At 67.6% G+C, this 15264-nt stretch carries 13 protein-coding genes; 10 read left to right on the top strand and 3 right to left on the bottom strand.

The features are described from left to right. Positions 1-62: 62 nt before the first annotated feature. On the bottom strand, positions 63-2432 hold the full coding sequence (locus tag LQ771_RS07430; RefSeq protein ID WP_231351710.1) for a 3-hydroxyacyl-CoA dehydrogenase/enoyl-CoA hydratase family protein: 2370 nt from the start codon (positions 2430-2432) through the stop codon (positions 63-65). Positions 2433-2514: 82 nt separating this feature from the next. After that, the gene (locus tag LQ771_RS07425) at positions 2515-3129 is read right to left on the bottom strand and encodes a TetR/AcrR family transcriptional regulator (protein ID WP_231351709.1); all 615 of its coding nucleotides are present in this window, start codon (positions 3127-3129) and stop codon (positions 2515-2517) included. Positions 3130-3356: 227 nt separating this feature from the next. Between LQ771_RS07425 and ndk the strand changes: the two genes are divergently transcribed. From ndk to der, 7 genes are all read left to right on the top strand, one after another. Next, the gene (gene ndk / locus LQ771_RS07420; protein WP_231351708.1) at positions 3357-3782 is read left to right on the top strand and encodes a nucleoside-diphosphate kinase; all 426 of its coding nucleotides are present in this window, start codon (positions 3357-3359) and stop codon (positions 3780-3782) included. Between the two features lie 62 nt (positions 3783-3844). Beyond that, positions 3845-5008 carry a dual-specificity RNA methyltransferase RlmN gene (gene rlmN / locus LQ771_RS07415; protein WP_231351707.1) on the top strand — a complete coding sequence of 388 codons (1164 nt, stop codon included), beginning with the start codon at positions 3845-3847 and terminating at the stop codon, positions 5006-5008. Then, positions 4998-5783 carry a type IV pilus biogenesis/stability protein PilW gene (pilW, locus tag LQ771_RS07410; protein WP_231351706.1) on the top strand — a complete coding sequence of 262 codons (786 nt, stop codon included), beginning with the start codon at positions 4998-5000 and terminating at the stop codon, positions 5781-5783. The genes rlmN and pilW overlap by 11 nt, the downstream gene beginning before the upstream one ends. Next, the gene (locus LQ771_RS07405; protein WP_231351705.1) at positions 5780-6757 is read left to right on the top strand and encodes a helix-turn-helix domain-containing protein; all 978 of its coding nucleotides are present in this window, start codon (positions 5780-5782) and stop codon (positions 6755-6757) included. The genes pilW and LQ771_RS07405 overlap by 4 nt, the downstream gene beginning before the upstream one ends. Before the next feature lie 217 nt (positions 6758-6974). Next, positions 6975-7625, top strand: coding sequence for a YfgM family protein (locus LQ771_RS07400; RefSeq protein ID WP_231351704.1), 651 nt, complete (start codon positions 6975-6977; stop codon positions 7623-7625). After that, positions 7622-8836 (top strand): outer membrane protein assembly factor BamB, encoded by a 1215-nt coding sequence (gene bamB / locus LQ771_RS07395; RefSeq protein ID WP_425491330.1) that lies wholly within the window; start codon positions 7622-7624, stop codon positions 8834-8836. The genes LQ771_RS07400 and bamB overlap by 4 nt, the downstream gene beginning before the upstream one ends. A 25-nt stretch (positions 8837-8861) precedes the next feature. Continuing rightward, positions 8862-10262 carry a ribosome biogenesis GTPase Der gene (der, locus tag LQ771_RS07390; protein WP_231351702.1) on the top strand — a complete coding sequence of 467 codons (1401 nt, stop codon included), beginning with the start codon at positions 8862-8864 and terminating at the stop codon, positions 10260-10262. A gap of 52 nt (positions 10263-10314) precedes the next feature. Here the strand turns inward: der and LQ771_RS07385 are convergent, their stop codons facing one another. Continuing rightward, positions 10315-10878 carry a GNAT family N-acetyltransferase gene (locus LQ771_RS07385; RefSeq protein ID WP_231351701.1) on the bottom strand — a complete coding sequence of 188 codons (564 nt, stop codon included), beginning with the start codon at positions 10876-10878 and terminating at the stop codon, positions 10315-10317. A gap of 136 nt (positions 10879-11014) precedes the next feature. Here LQ771_RS07385 and folD point away from each other — a divergent pair, with 136 nt between their 5' ends. The 3 genes from folD to guaA all read left to right on the top strand — a co-directional run bounded on the left by folD (position 11015) and on the right by guaA (position 15248). Then, positions 11015-11866: a bifunctional methylenetetrahydrofolate dehydrogenase/methenyltetrahydrofolate cyclohydrolase FolD gene (gene folD / locus LQ771_RS07380; RefSeq protein WP_231351700.1), complete on the top strand. Its 852-nt coding sequence runs from the start codon at positions 11015-11017 to the stop codon at positions 11864-11866. A 178-nt stretch (positions 11867-12044) separates the two neighbouring features. Then, positions 12045-13502: an IMP dehydrogenase gene (gene guaB, locus LQ771_RS07375; protein WP_231351699.1), complete on the top strand. Its 1458-nt coding sequence runs from the start codon at positions 12045-12047 to the stop codon at positions 13500-13502. Between the two features lie 165 nt (positions 13503-13667). Further along, positions 13668-15248: a glutamine-hydrolyzing GMP synthase gene (gene guaA / locus LQ771_RS07370; RefSeq protein WP_231351698.1), complete on the top strand. Its 1581-nt coding sequence runs from the start codon at positions 13668-13670 to the stop codon at positions 15246-15248. Positions 15249-15264: the final 16 nt, after the last annotated feature.

The following is a 15264-nucleotide window of genomic DNA, read 5'->3' as shown; positions in this document are numbered from 1 at the left end:
GGAATGCGTGGGCTTGCCAGCTCTTCGAATCCCGAATCCCAAATCTCGAATCCCGTACCGCCTCAATTCCTGAGCGGCTTCCCCGTCGTCATCGTGTGGGCGATGCGGGCCTGGGTCTTCTCGGTCTTCGCCAGCTCCACGAAGTGCCTGCGCTCGAGCTTGAGCAGCCAGGCCTCGTCGACCAGCGAGCCACGCTCGATGCCGCCGCCGCAGAGCGTGTCGGAGATGCGGCTGGCGATCGCCACGTCATGCTCGGAAGCGAAGTAGCCGGCCTGCAGGTTGACCAGCGAGGCCTTGAAGGTCGCCGTGCCGGTGTCGCCGGCGACCGGGATCGCGCGGGCGGGCAGGGGCGGGCGCCAGCCGCTTTCGGCCAGCGCGGTGGCGACCGATTTGGCCACGTGCAGCAACTCGTAAGCGTTGAAAACGACGATGTCGGAGTCGCGCAGCAGGCCGAGCTGCTTCGCTTCCAGTGCGCTGCCGGAGACCTTGGCCATCGCCACGGTCTCGAACACCTTCTTGAGCGACTCGAACGGATCGGCCGGGTTGGCGTTCGCGGCGCGCACCGCCAGTTCCTTCAGGCCGCCGCCGGCCGGCAGCAGGCCGACGCCCGCCTCGACCAGGCCGATGTAGCTTTCCAGCGCGGCCACGGTGCGGGCCGAGTGCATCTGGAACTCGCAGCCGCCGCCGAGGCACAGGCCGCGCACGGCGGCGACCACGGGAACGAGCGAATGCTTGATGCGCATGCTGGTGCGCTGGAAGTTTTCGACCATCGACTCGAACGCGTCGAACTTGCCGTCCTTCAGCAGGCCCAGCGCACCCTTCAGGTCCGCACCGGCGGAGAACGGCTCGCTGGCCTGCCAGATCACCATCGCCTTGAACTTCTCTTCGGCGATGCCGATGGCGTGCTGGATGCCGTCGAGCACGTGGTCGTTGACCGTGTGCATCTTGGTCTTGAACGAGAGGATGCCTACGCCGTCGTCGCCCAGCGTCCACAGCCGCACGCCGTCGTTCTCCCACACGGTGGTGCCCTGGTCGAACTTCTCGCCAAGGATCGCGTCGGGGAAGAGCTGGCGCGCGTAGACCGGGTGCGTCGAGCGCGGCTTGTAGCTGTTGGACGCGGCGGACCAGGAGCCCTCGCTGACGTGCACGCCGTTGCGCCCGTCGGTGACCCAGGCCGGGAGCGGGGCATCACTCATCGCCTTGCCGGCGGCGATGTCCTCGGCGATCCAGCCGGCGACCTGCTGCCAGCCGGCGGCCTGCCAGGTCTCGAACGGCCCAAGCTTCCAGCCGTAACCCCAACGGATGGCGAAGTCGACGTCGCGCGCGGTATCGGCGATATCGGCCAGGTGGTAGGCGGTGTAGTGGAACAGGTCGCGGAAGATCGCCCACAGGAACTGTGCCTGCGGATCGCTGGACGCGCGCAGCCTGGCGAACTTTTCGGCCGGGTTCTTGATGGCGAGGATGGCGGCCACCTCATCCGAGGCCTTCTGTTCGGAGGGCACGTAGTCGCGCTTGGTTGGGTCGAGGACGAGGATGTCCTTGCCGACCTTCTTGTAGAAGCCGGCACCGGTCTTCTGGCCGAGCGCGCCGGCATCGATCAGCCCCTGGAGCACGGCGGGTGTCTTGAAGTACTTGTGCCACGGATCGTCGGCCAGCGTGTCACCCATGGTCTTGATCACGTGCGCCATGGTGTCCAGGCCGACCACGTCGGCGGTGCGGTAGGTGGCGCTCTTGGGGCGGCCGATCGCAGGCCCGGTTAGCGCATCGACCGTGTCGAAGCCGAGCTTGAACTGTTCGGTGTGGTGCATGGTCGCCAGCATCGAGAACACGCCGATGCGGTTGCCGATGAAGTTGGGCGTGTCCTTGGCGATGACCACGCCTTTTCCGACCGTCGTGGCGAGGAAGGCTTCCAGGCCTTCGATCACGCTGGCATCGGTCAGGCGGGTCGGGATCAGCTCGACCAGGTGCATGTAGCGCGGCGGGTTGAAGAAGTGCACGCCGCAGAAGCGGTGGCGCATTTCCTCCGGCAGGGCCTCGGCCAGCGTGTTGATCGACAGGCCGGACGTGTTGGAGGCGATCACCGCAGTCCTGGACAGGTGCGGGGCGATCTTCCGGTAGAGATCCAGCTTCCAGTCCATCCGCTCGGCGATCGCCTCGATCACCAGGTCCACTTCCTTCAGGTGGTCCAGGTCCTCGTCGTAGTTGGCCGGGATGATCGCCGAGGCCAGGTTCCTGTCCGCCAGCGGCGCGGGCGAGAGCTTCTTGAGGTTCTCGATGGCCTTGAGCGCGATGCCGCTCCTGGGGCCTTCCTTGGCGGGCAGGTCGAACAGCACGGTTTCGACACCGGCGTTGGTCAGGTGCGCGGCGATCTGCGCGCCCATGACGCCGGCGCCCAGCACGGCGGCCTTGCGGATGCGTAGTGTTGCGGGCATTGGCTTCTCCAGGGGATGCGGACAGCGAAACGGAAAGAGGCTAGGCAGCCGGTCGTGGCCGGCCGGTGAGGTCGGAAAGGAATCAGGGATGGCTCAGGCCGGCGCTCGCGAAGCGGACCAGGTGCGCGATCGTCTGCTCGCGGTGGGCCGCTTCGCTGACGTCACCTTTGCGCTGGATCATGCCGAAGCCGGACATCGCATGGGTCAGCGCGCCGGTGACCAGATCGATGCGCCAGTACAGCTCCTCGCGGCTGAGCCCGGGCAGCAGGCGGGCAAACTCGGCGGTGAACTGGCGCATGACGTGGCCGTAGTTCTCGGACATGAACTGGCGCAGGTGATCGTCGTGCTCGGCGAAGGCGCGGGCCAGCACGCGCATGAACAGGGAGCCGCTGCCGTCGCCCGAAAGCGACAGGGCAGGGCGGATGAAGGCATCCAGCACGTCTTCGAGCGTGGCATCGGGATCGCCGGCGACCTTCGACAGGGCCGCCAGTCGGTGTGCGTTCAGCGTATCGAGACGGCGGCGGAACACCTCTTCGACCAGCTTGTCCTTGGATCCGAAGTGGTAGTTGACTGCCGCGAGGTTGACGCCGGCAGCCGCCGTCAATTGGCGCAGCGACGCGCCATCGAAGCCGCGTTGGGCGAACAGCACCTCGGCGGCGGCGAGGATGCGTTCCTTGGTCGAGGCGGAACTGTTCACGCGTGGGCTCGCTCGCAGGGGCAGGAATCAAACGATCGTTTGAGCATACGCGCGGGGCTTCCGGCCCGTCAAACGGCCGTTTGCTTCACGCCGGGTCCGCTTGCGATCAGGCTAGAATCTGTCAAACTTTCGTGAGCTAAATCCGCATTTCGTGTCGGATTTAGTCCTACATTGATCGGCAAGCCAGCCGACAGCCCACTCAGATACCAGTTTCCCGGAGCAGACCCATGGCGCTGGAGCGCACCCTTTCCATCATCAAGCCCGACGCCGTCGCCAAGAACGTGATCGGCCAGATCTACTCCCGTTTCGAGCAGGCCGGCCTGAAGGTCATCGCCGCGAAGATGAAGCAGCTCTCCCGCAAGGAGGCCGAAGGCTTCTACGCGGTGCACAAGGAGCGCCCGTTCTTCAACGCGCTGGTCGAATTCATGATCTCCGGCCCGGTGATGATCCAGGTGCTGCAGGGCGAGAACGCCATCGCGAAGAACCGCGAGCTGATGGGCGCCACCAACCCGAAGGACGCCGCGCCGGGCACGATCCGCGCCGACTTTGCCGACTCGATCGACGCCAACGCGGTGCACGGCTCCGATGCCGCCGAGACCGCCAAGGTGGAGATCGCCTACTTCTTTGCGGAGACGGAAGTCTCCCCCAGGTAACTTGTGCGCTCATCCATGAGCGCGAAGGGCAAAAAGCGGCCAGCCATGGCCGCACTCTCAAAATGAACCAGGTCACTTCCACCCAATCCGACCCGAACGTCGCAAGCGAAAAGGTCAACCTGCTCGATTTCGATCGCCAGGGGCTGCGTGATTTCTTCGCGCAGCTCGGCGAGAAGCCGTATCGCGCCGAGCAGGTGATGAAGTGGATCTATCACCGCCTGGAAGACGACTTCGGCAAGATGACCGACGTGGGCAAGGCGCTGCGCGCCAAGCTCGAGGCCTCGTGCTACGTCGGTCCGCCGAAGACGCTGTTCGACAAGGCCGCCGCCGACGGCACGCACAAGTGGTTGCTGGGCATGGATGGCGGCAACGCCATCGAGGCGGTCTACATTCCGGAGCCGACCCGCGGCACGCTTTGCGTGTCCTCGCAGGTCGGCTGCGGCCTCAACTGCCAGTTCTGCTCCACCGCCACGCAGGGCTTCAACCGCAACCTCGCCGCGTCCGAGGTGATCGGCCAGGTCTGGGTGGCCGCCAAGCACCTGGGCAACGTGACCCACCAGAACCGCCGCATCACCAACGTGGTGATGATGGGCATGGGCGAGCCGCTGCTGAACTTCGACAACGTGGTTACGGCGATGAGCCTGATGCGCGACGACCTGGGTTTCGGCCTGGCGTCCAAGCGCGTGACGCTTTCCACCGCCGGCCTGGTGCCGATGATCGACAAGCTGTCCGAGGCGATCGACGTGTCGCTTGCCGTCTCGCTGCACGCGGCCAATGACGAGCTGCGCACCGAGCTGGTGCCGCTCAACAAGCGCTACCCGATCGCCGAGCTGATGGGCGCCTGCCTGCGCTGGATCGAGCGTCGTCCGCGTACCTCGATCACCTTCGAATACACCCTGATGAAGGGCGTGAACGACCAGCCCGAGCATGCGAAGCAGCTGATCAAGCTGATGCGCAAGCTGCCGACCGGCAGCGCCAAGGTGAACCTGATCCCGTTCAATCCGTTCCCCGGCACTCGCTTCGAGCGCTCGGACGTCGAGACCATCCGCGCGTTCCAGACGCAGCTGCTCAATGCGAACGTCCTCACCATGCTGCGCCGTACCCGCGGCGACGACATCGACGCCGCCTGCGGCCAGTTGAAGGGCCAGGTGCTGGACCGCACGCGCCGGCAGGCCGAATTCCGTAAGCGCCTTGACCAGGGACTAGGAGTCGCGCATGCGCCATGAACGCTGGACGGGGGCAGCACTGGCACTCATGCTGGCAGGATGCGTCACCACGACCACCGAGGAAGGCAGCCTCGGTCGGATGCCGCGCACCAGCCAGAGCCAGGAAGCGCAGGACGCGGCGCGCATCCACACCGAGCTCGGCCAGCAGTACATGGCCAACGGCGATCTCAAGACCGCGCTGGAAAAGCTCAACAGGGCGCTCCAGTTCGACGACGACTACGCCCCGGCGCACACCGTGCTCGCGGTGCTCGACGAGCGCATCAACCGCCCCGCCCAGGCTGAGCAGCATTACCGCCGCGCAGCCCAGCTGGAACCTGACAAGGGCATGCCGAACAACAACCTGGGCACGTTCCTGTGTCGCATCGGCAAGGGCGCCGAAGCGCTCAGGTACTTCGACACGGCGCTGAGGGACCCGTTCTACCAGACGCCGGACGTGGCGCTGACCAACAAGGGCATCTGCCAGTTGCGCATGAACGACCTGGCCGGCGCCCAGGCGAGCCTGCGCAGGGCGCTGGACGCCAACCCGCAGAACGGCGATGCGCTGCTGCACCTGGCCAGGGCCCTGTACCTGAACAACGATGCGTTCCGCGCGCGCGCGTTCATCCAGCGCTTCGACGCGTTGGGACAGCCTAGCGCCGACGCACTCAAGCTCGGCTTCGACATCGAAAACCGGTTGGGCAACACGGATGCTGCCCAAAACTACCGCAGGCGACTGCAGAGCCAGTTCCCGGATTCGGAGCAGGCCCACGCCCTCGACGCACCCGCTAGCCCATGACCTTCCAGCAGTCCAATCCCGGCCATCGCGCGATTGATCTGTTCGCCGTCGCGGCGATCACGGATGGCCCGTCGAACGACCAGTCCCCCAGTTTCGGTAGCCGCCTGCGCGCCGCACGCCAGGCGCGTGGCCTCGACCTCGACGCCTGCGCGCACGTGCTCAAGCTTCCTGCGCGCGTGCTGCGCCAGCTGGAGAGCAACCAGCGCGAAGGCATCGACTACGCCGTCTACCTGGCCAGTTACATCACCAAGTACGCCCGCCACCTGGGCATGGACGAGGACGCCATCCAGGCGGAACTGGCGAGTCTCAAGCGCGCCGAACCGACGCTGGTGGCCACCGGCGGCATGTCGCATTCGCGCTACCTGCTCGAACGCTACGCGACGGCCGCGACCTACGTGGTGCTGACCGCGGTGATCGTGGTGCCGATGGTGTGGCTGGGCGTGCGCGGCACGCTCGACCGTGACCTCAGCCACCTGGCGCCGCTGGACGCCACGCCGGTCGCCCAGCAGGACGCCCCGGCGCAGTTCGCAAGCGACAGCACCAGGACCGGCGCGGCGACCACCGCGAGCAAGCCGGCCGTCTCGCCGGCCGAGGATCAGCCGCTGATGGCGTCGATGGCGCCATTTCCCGGCCTGGACGGTGGCAGCCTGACCGCCGCCAAGCCCCAGGCCGCCACCACCGCGCCGGCCCCGGTGGCCGCGGTGCCGGGCGGACACAGCGTGAGCCTTACGCTGGCCGAGGCCAGTTGGGTCGAAGTGGTCGCCGCAGACGGCTCGCGGCTGGAATACGGACTGTTGCCGGCCGGCGCCAGCAAGACCTGGAACAGCGCGCAGCCGCTGGACGTGCGCATCGGCAATGCCGGCGGCGCCAAGGTCAGCATCGATGGCCAGCCGCTGCCGCTGGACGCCTACTGCCGCGCCAACGTGGCGCACTTCCGGGTGCAGGACGGCAAGCCCGCCCCCAGCGGCGCCTGATCGTTCCTCCGGTTGCAGCAACGCACCCTGTGCAAGGCCGCCATGCCGGTCGCACACAGGGCGCGCTCCCGCGTGCAGATTTTTCCCGCCCCCGCGGCGCATCGGTTATGCTTGCCCATTGACCGCGGCGCACCGCGGTCATGGCATTCCAACCTACATTTTTCCCAGCGCCGGGTCGGCCCAGCCGTCGCGGCGCGCGCTTTTGACGGACAACTGCATGGCATTCGACGCATACGACGATTACGAGCAAGGCGAACGAGTACAGCAATGGCTGCGCCAGAACGGCCTGTCCATCGTCATCGGCATCGTTATCGGCTTGGTCGCGATCTTCGGCTGGCAGCAGTGGCGCAACCACCAGGCCACGCGCGAGATGGAGGCCTCCAACCTCTACCAGCAGCTGCAGACCGCACTGGCTTCCGGCAACGCCAGCGAGGCCGACAAGCTGGTCGATCGCCTGGAGAAGGACTACGCCAAGTCCACCTACGCCGTGTTCGCCGCGGGCGACCAGGCGCAGCGGCTGGTCGAGGCCAGGCAGCTGGACAAGGCGCTGGCTTCCCTCGAATGGGCACGCAGCCATGTGGGCGACAACGCGCTGAAGCCGCTCATCGAGCTGCGCACGGCCAAGGTGCAGATGGCCGCCGACAAGACCAAGGATGCGCTGGCGACGCTCGATGCGGTCAACGCGAAGGGCTATGAAGCGCTGCGCCAGGAACTACGCGGCGATGCGCTGGTCAAGCTTGATCGCGCGGACGACGCGCGCAAGGCCTACCAGGCGGCACTGGCCGCGATGGCTGCAGACGCGCCCCAGCGCGCGGCCTTGCAACTCAAACTCGACGATCTGGCCGTGGCCGGGAAGCAGGGCGCATGAAGGTGATGGGCATGAAGCGGGCGGTAGTGGTGGCGCTGGTAGGCCTGGTCGCGCTGGCCGGCTGCCATAACGCCAAGAAGGAAAATGTCCAGCCGCCGACGCCGCTTTCCAAGGACTTCAAGCCCACGGTGCAGGTCACCCGCCTGTGGCGCGAGACGATTGGCGATGGCGCCGGGGACACCGGCGTGCGGCTGCGCCCGACCGTGGTCGACGGCGTGCTCTACGCGGACAGCGCCGACGGCAAGCTGGTCGCGCTGGACGCCAGCACGGGCAAGACGATCTGGTCCAAGAGCTCGCGCACCCACGGCTGGTTCGGCTGGGGCGACAAGAAGCGCAAGGACGCCTTCTACGCCGGCGGCCCTGCGGTCAGCGGCGACCTGCTGGCCGTCGGCACGCTCGACGGCCACGTCTACGGCGTCAACGCGAAGGATGGCAGCCCGCGCTGGGAGGCCATGCTCAAGTCCGAGGTACTGGCTTCGCCGGTGATCGTCGGCGACCTGGTGGTGGTGCGCACCGGCGACGGCCGCGTCTACGGCCTGGACGCGGCCACGGGCGAGCGCCGCTGGGTGTACGACCAGAGGGAGGTGCCGCTGCTCAGCCTGCGCGGCAATGGTCCGCTGCTGGTCGCCAACGGCGTGGTGTTCTTCGGCAGCGACGGCGGCAAGCTGGTCGCGCTGCGCCTGGACAATGGCGAGAAGCTGTGGGAACAGAATCTCGCCAGCGGCGAGGGCCGCACGGAGATCGAGCGCCTGGACGACGCGGACGGGACCATCCTGCTCGACGGCCGCACGCTCTACGGTGGTGCCTACCACGGCAACCTGGTGGCCATCGACGGCCCCAGCGGACGGCCGATCTGGGCACATCCGTTCTCCACCTACACGTCGCTCGCCACCAAGGGCAATGCGCTCTATGCCGTGGACGACGAGTCGCAGGTGTGGGCGTTCGACAAGAGCTCGGGCGCCGAGATGTGGAAGAACGACAAGCTCAAGTACCGCTGGCTGACCGGGCCGGCGGTGCAGGGCGACTACGTGGTGGTCGGCGACATCGAAGGCTACGTGCACTGGCTGCAGACCGGCGACGGTGCGCTGGCCGCGCGCGAGCGTCTGTCCAGGCATGCCATCCGTGCCCAGCCGCTGGTGGTGGGTGACGTCGTGTACGTCGAGGACGTGGAAGGCCGCATCGGCGCCTACCGCCTCGGCGGCGCGCGCTGATCGCCCGCAAGGAAGATGCTGAATCATGCTGCCCGTCGTCGCCCTGGTCGGTCGTCCCAATGTCGGTAAATCGACCCTCTTCAATGCACTGACGCGCAGCCGCGATGCCCTGGTGGCCGACATGCCGGGCGTCACCCGCGATCGCCATTACGGCGTGTGCCACCTGGGGCCGCGCCCGTTCGTGGTGGTCGACACCGGCGGCCTGTCCGGCGTCGAGGAGGGCCTCGATGCGCTGACCGCGCAGCAGGTGCGCCTGGCGATCGACGAGGCGCAGGTGCTGGTATTCGTGGTCGATGCCCGCGACGGCCTGCTGCCGCAGGACCAGGGCATCCTGGGCGAGCTGCGCCGCAGCGGAAAGCCGATCCTGCTGGCGGTCAACAAGACTGACGGTCTGGAGGAGCAGGACGCCCTCGGCGAGTTCGCCCGTTTCGGCATCGCCGCGATGCTGCCACTGTCGGCAGCGCACAACCGCGGCACGGACGACTTGATCGCCGCTGCGCTGCCGTTGCTCCCGCCGGACGAAGACGAATCGGAAGCGCTCGTCGAGGACGACAGCATCCGCGTCGCCATCGTCGGCCGCCCGAACGCCGGCAAGTCCACCCTGATCAACCGCCTGCTCGGCGAGAACCGGCTGATCGTCTCCGACGTCGCCGGCACCACGCGTGATCCCATCCGCGTGCCGCTGGAGCGCGACGGCAAGCGCTACACGTTGATCGACACCGCTGGCGTGCGCCGCAGGGCGCGCGTGGAAGAAGCCGTTGAGAAGTTCAGCGTCATCAAGACGCTGCAGTCGATGGCCGCGAGCCAGGTCGTCGTGCTGATGATCGACGCTCGCGAGAACCTGGCGGACCAGGACCTCACCCTGATCGGCCACGCGGTCGAAGAGGGCCGCGCACTGGTGATCGCCGTCAACAAGTGGGACGGCATGGACGCTTACCAGCGCGAGCAGTGCCAGCGGACGCTCGAGCGCAAGCTGGTGTTCGTCGACTGGGCCAAGACGGTCTTCATCTCGGCGCTGCACGGCTCGGGCCTGCGCGAACTGATGCGTGCGATCGTGCGTGCGCACGCCTCGGCGACCCACGAGTTGGGTTCGTCCGACCTCACCCGTACGCTGGAAAAGGCCTACGAGGCCTACCAGCCGCCGCTGGTGCGCGGCCACGCACCCAAGTTGCGCTTCGCGCATCCGGGCGGCTCCAACCCGCCGACCATCGTCATCCACGGCAGCCGCACCAAGCACATCGCGCCGGCCTACCGCCGCTACCTCGAGAACTTCTTCCGCAAGCGCTACCGGCTGGAAGGCACGCCGATCCGGATCGACTTCCGGGATGGCGACAACCCGTTCGCCGGCCGCAAGAACGTCCTCACCGAAGGCCAGCAGCGCAAGCGCCAGCGGATGATCCGCGAGATGAAGAAGCGCAAGAAGTAATCCCGTCGCGGGCGGATTCTGTTCCGTCGCGCATCGACGGCCGCGGCCGCGTCTAACCCTGTTCCAGGTCTCCCGGCACAAGCGCATACACCGCCGCATCCCGGGCACCCTCGGGCAGCCACAACCGGTGCCGCGCGATCGCCTCGAACCGGGCTCCCGCCCGCTCGGCGGTCCGCCGGCTCGCGTGGTTGTCCGGCAGCACGACGATTTCCACGCGCGCCAGCGACAGCACGGCGAATCCGAAGCGCGCGGCCAGTTGGGTCGCCCGCCATGCCAGCCCCTCGCCCTGCCGCGACTGGCGCACCCAATAGCCCAGCGCGGCGCTGCGGTGCATGCGGTTGCGCTGGTTCAGGCCCACGCTGCCAAGCAGGGCGCCACTGTCGCTTTCGAACATGCCGAAGGCGAAATGCTCCTCCGCGGTCCAGCCCTCGCGGCAATGGGCGATCCAGTCGCGCGCTTCCTGCAGGCCGTAGCCGGCATGGCACCAGGGCAGCCAGCGACCGACCGTTTCCAGCGACTCCTGTACCGCCACGTGCAACGCGGGAGCGTCTTCCGGGCGCCATGGACGCAACAGCAGTGGGCCTTCGGCAAGTTCCAGGTCGGCGGGCAGGGGCATGTCGGTCCGTTCGTCGCGATGGAGTGGGCTTCCGCCCATCCGGGAGTGTGGAAGCAGGCCCGGGTCGGGGCGGCCACCCTACGATGGCCCGGGGTGTTTGCGGGATAATAGGCGCCTTTGCAGAACAGGCAGACCCATGACCGCACGCATCCTCGACGGCAAGCGCATCGCCCAGGAACTGCTCGATCGCATCGGGCGGCGCGTGGCTGAGCGCAAGGCGCAGGGCCTGCCCGAACCGGGCCTGGCGGTGGTGCTGGTGGGCGACGATGCGGCTTCCTCGGTCTACGTGCGCAACAAGCGCAAGGCCTGCCACCAGGTCGGCTTCCGCTCCTTCGACTACGACCTGCCGGCCAGCACCACGCAGGCCGAGCTGTTCGCGCTGATCGACAAGCTCAATGCCGACCCGGCCGTGCACGGTATCCTGGTGCAGTCGCCGCTGCCGCCGCACATCGACGAGGACGCGCTGGTCGACCGCATCGATGCCGACAAGGACGTGGATGGCTTCCAGGCCGTGAACGTGGGCCGGCTGGCCTTGCGCCGCTTCGGCCTGCGCCCCTGCACCCCCAAGGGCGTGATGACCCTGCTCGGGCACACCGACCGCCCGGTACGCGGGCAGCACGCCGTGGTCGTGGGCGTATCCAACCACGTCGGGCGACCGCTCGCGCTGGAACTGCTGATCGCGGGCTGCACCACCACCTGCTGCCATCGATTTACGCGCGACCTGGAGTCGTTCGTGCGCCAGGCCGACATTGTCATCGTCGCGGTCGGCAAGCCGGGGCTGGTCAAGGGCGAATGGATCAAGCCGGGTGCGGTGGTGATCGACGTGGGCATCAACCGGCTCGACGATGGGCGGCTGGTGGGCGATGTGGAGTTCGCCCCGGCGGCCGAGCGCGCAAGCTGGATCACGCCGGTACCGGGCGGCGTGGGTCCGATGACGGTCGCGACCCTGATCGAAAATACCCTCGAGGCCGCCGAAGCCCGCACCTGATCACGATGGGGCTGGATGGTCGGCTCTTGCAGGAGCCCACTCGTGGGCGATGCTCTTTGGCGGATCGCAGGCAAAGCATCGCCCACGAGTGGGCTCCTGCCGGTCTTTGCCGGGTGTGGATCTGGCGACCACCACGCCAGCACGCGTATAATCCCATCTTTGCAGCGAGACCCCCCGCATGCGCATCCTCGCCGAGGCCCTGACCTACGACGACGTTTACCTCGTTCCGGCCCATTCGGCCGTCCTCCCGCGCGACGTCGACACCTCCACGCGGCTGACCCGCAACCTGCGCCTGAACATCCCGATCGTGTCCGCCGCCATGGACACCGTGACCGAGGCGCGGCTGGCCATCACCATGGCCCAGCAGGGCGGCATCGGCATCATCCACAAGAACATGACCGCCGAGCACCAGGCCGCCGAAGTGCGGCTGGTGAAGAAGTTCGAGGCGGGGGTGATCCGCAGCCCGATCAGCGTCGGTCCCAATACCTCCATCCGCGAGGTCCTGCAGCTGACCCGTGCGCACAACATCTCCGGCGTGCCGGTGGTCGACGGCGAGAAGCTGGTCGGCATCGTCACCAGCCGCGACCTGCGCTTCGAGCGCAAGCTGGAAGACCCGGTGCGCAACATCATGACGCGCCAGGACAAGCTGGTCACCGTGCGCGAGGGCGCCAGCCAGGACGAAGTGCTGCAGCTGCTGCACAAGTTCCGCATCGAGAAGGTGCTGGTGGTTAATGACGACTTCCAGCTGCGCGGCCTGATCACCGTCAAGGACATCCAGAAGGCGCGCGACAACCCGCATGCCGCCAAGGATTCGCACGAGCGCCTGCTGGTCGGCGCCGCGGTCGGCGTGGGCGGCGACACCGAGCAGCGCGTCGAGGCACTGGTCGAGGCCGGCGTCGACGTGCTGGTGGTCGACACCGCGCACGGTCATTCCCAGGGCGTGATCGAGCGCGCCGGCTGGGTCAAGAAGCGCTACCCGCAGGTGCAGGTGATCGCCGGCAACATCGTCACCGGCGAGGCGGCGCGCGCGCTGCTCGATGCCGGCGTGGACGCGGTCAAGGTCGGCGTGGGCCCGGGCTCGATCTGCACCACCCGCGTGGTCGCCGGCGTGGGCGTGCCGCAGATCACCGCGATCGACATGGTCGCCAGCGCGCTGAAAGACGAGATCCCGCTGATCGCCGACGGCGGCATCCGCTATTCGGGCGACATTCCCAAGGCGCTGGCCGCCGGCGCCTCCACCGTGATGCTCGGCTCGATGTTCGCCGGTACCGAAGAGTGCCCGGGCGAGGTGGAACTGTTTCAGGGCCGCTCCTACAAGAGCTACCGCGGCATGGGTTCCCTCGGCGCGATGGCGCTGGGTTCCAAGGACCGCTATTTCCAGGAGGAGGCCGACGCCGACAAGCTGGTGCCCGAAGGCATCGAGGGTCGCGTGCCGTACCGCGGGCCGTTGCGCAACATCATCCACCAGCTGATCGGCGGCCTGCGTGCCTCGATGGGCTACCTCGGCGCCGCCACGGTCGAGGATGTGCGCCACAAGGCGCAGTTCGTGAAGGTGACCTCCGCCGGCGTGACCGAGGCGCATCCGCACGACATCCAGATCACCAAGGAAGCGCCGAACTACCGGCTCAATTCCTGAGGTGGCTGTAAAGCCCTCTCCGCCGGCGCGGCCGGGGGCGAGGGTTGGGAGAGGGGGAGGCCCTTCGCTTGGCTTTCCTTCTCCCGGTCGCCCAACAAAAGCCTCCCCCTCTCCCCAGCCCTCTCCCCCGGCTGCGCCGGGGGCGAGGGAGCCAAAGGCCGAGCCATGACCGACCTGCACAGCGACAAGATCCTCATCCTCGACTTCGGCGCGCAGTACACCCAGCTGATCGCCCGCCGCGTGCGCGAACTCGGCGTCTACTGCGAGATCTGGGCGTGGGACCACGATCCGGCCGAGATCGCCCGCTACGCGCCCAGGGGCATCATCCTGTCGGGCGGTCCGGAGTCGACCACGCTGCCCGGCGCCCCGAAGGCACCGCAGGAAGTGTTCGATTCGGGCCTGCCGATCCTCGGCATCTGCTACGGCATGCAGACGCTTGCCGCGCAGCTGGGAGGCGCCACCGAGGCGGCCGACGCGCGCGAGTTCGGCCATGCCGAAGTGGACATCACGTTGCAGAGCCGCCTGTTCGCGGGCCTGAGCGACCACACCGACACCCATCGGCTCGACGTCTGGATGAGCCATGGCGACCACGTCAGCAAGGCCCCGCCGGGCTTTCTCGTCACCGGCACCACCGACCGCATCCCGGTGGCGGTCATGGAGAACGAGGCCAGGCGCTGGTACGGCGTGCAGTTCCACCCGGAAGTCACTCACACGAAGCAGGGCAACGCGCTGCTGAAGCGCTTCGTGGTCGACATCTGCGGCTGCGCCACGCTGTGGACCGCTGACAACATCATCGAGGACCAGATCGCGCGCGTGCGCGAAAAGGTCGGAAGCGATCACGTCCTGCTCGGCCTTTCCGGTGGCGTGGACTCGTCCGTGGTCGCTGCGCTGCTGCACAAGGCGATCGGCGACCAGCTCACCTGCGTATTCGTCGACACCGGCCTGCTGCGCTTCAGGGAAGGCGACCAGGTCATGGCCACCATGGCCGAGCACATGGGCGTCAAGGTGATCCGCGTCGACGCGGCCGACCGCTACTTCAAGGCGCTCGAGGGCGTGGCCGACCCCGAGGCCAAGCGCAAGATCATCGGTCGCCTGTTCGTGGAGATCTTCGACGAGGAATCGGCCAAGGTCACCGAAGCCGGTCACGGCCACGTCAAGTGGCTGGCGCAGGGCACCATCTATCCGGACGTGATCGAGTCCGCCGGCAGCAAGACCGGCAAGGCGCACGTCATCAAGAGCCACCACAACGTCGGCGGCCTGCCCGAGGACATGAAGCTCGGCCTGGTGGAGCCGCTGCGCGAGCTGTTCAAGGACGAGGTGCGCCGCATCGGCGTGGCGCTCGGCCTGCCGCGCGAGATGGTCTATCGCCATCCGTTCCCGGGTCCCGGCCTGGGCGTTCGTATCCTGGGTGAAGTGAAGCGCGAGTACGCCGAGCTGCTTGCCCGCGCCGATGCGATCTTCATCGACGAACTGCGCAAGGCGGATCTCTACGACAGGACCAGCCAGGCCTTCGCCGTGTTCCTGCCGGTGAAGTCGGTCGGCGTGGTCGGCGACGCGCGCGCCTACGAATGGGTGATCGCGTTGCGCGCGGTGGAAACCATCGACTTCATGACGGCGCATTGGGCGCACCTGCCGTACGAGTTCCTCGGCAAGGTCTCCAACCGCATCATCAACGAACTGCGCGGCGTCTCCCGCGTGGTCTACGACATCAGCGGCAAGCCGCCGGCCACGATCGAGTGGGAGTAGCCCGGAGGGATCTCCG

Origin of the sequence: Frateuria soli, assembly GCF_021117385.1 — a bacterium.
In the GTDB taxonomy this organism is placed as follows: Bacteria; Pseudomonadota; Gammaproteobacteria; order Xanthomonadales; family Rhodanobacteraceae; genus Frateuria_A; species Frateuria_A soli.
This window is presented reverse-complemented; position numbering and strand designations above follow the sequence as displayed.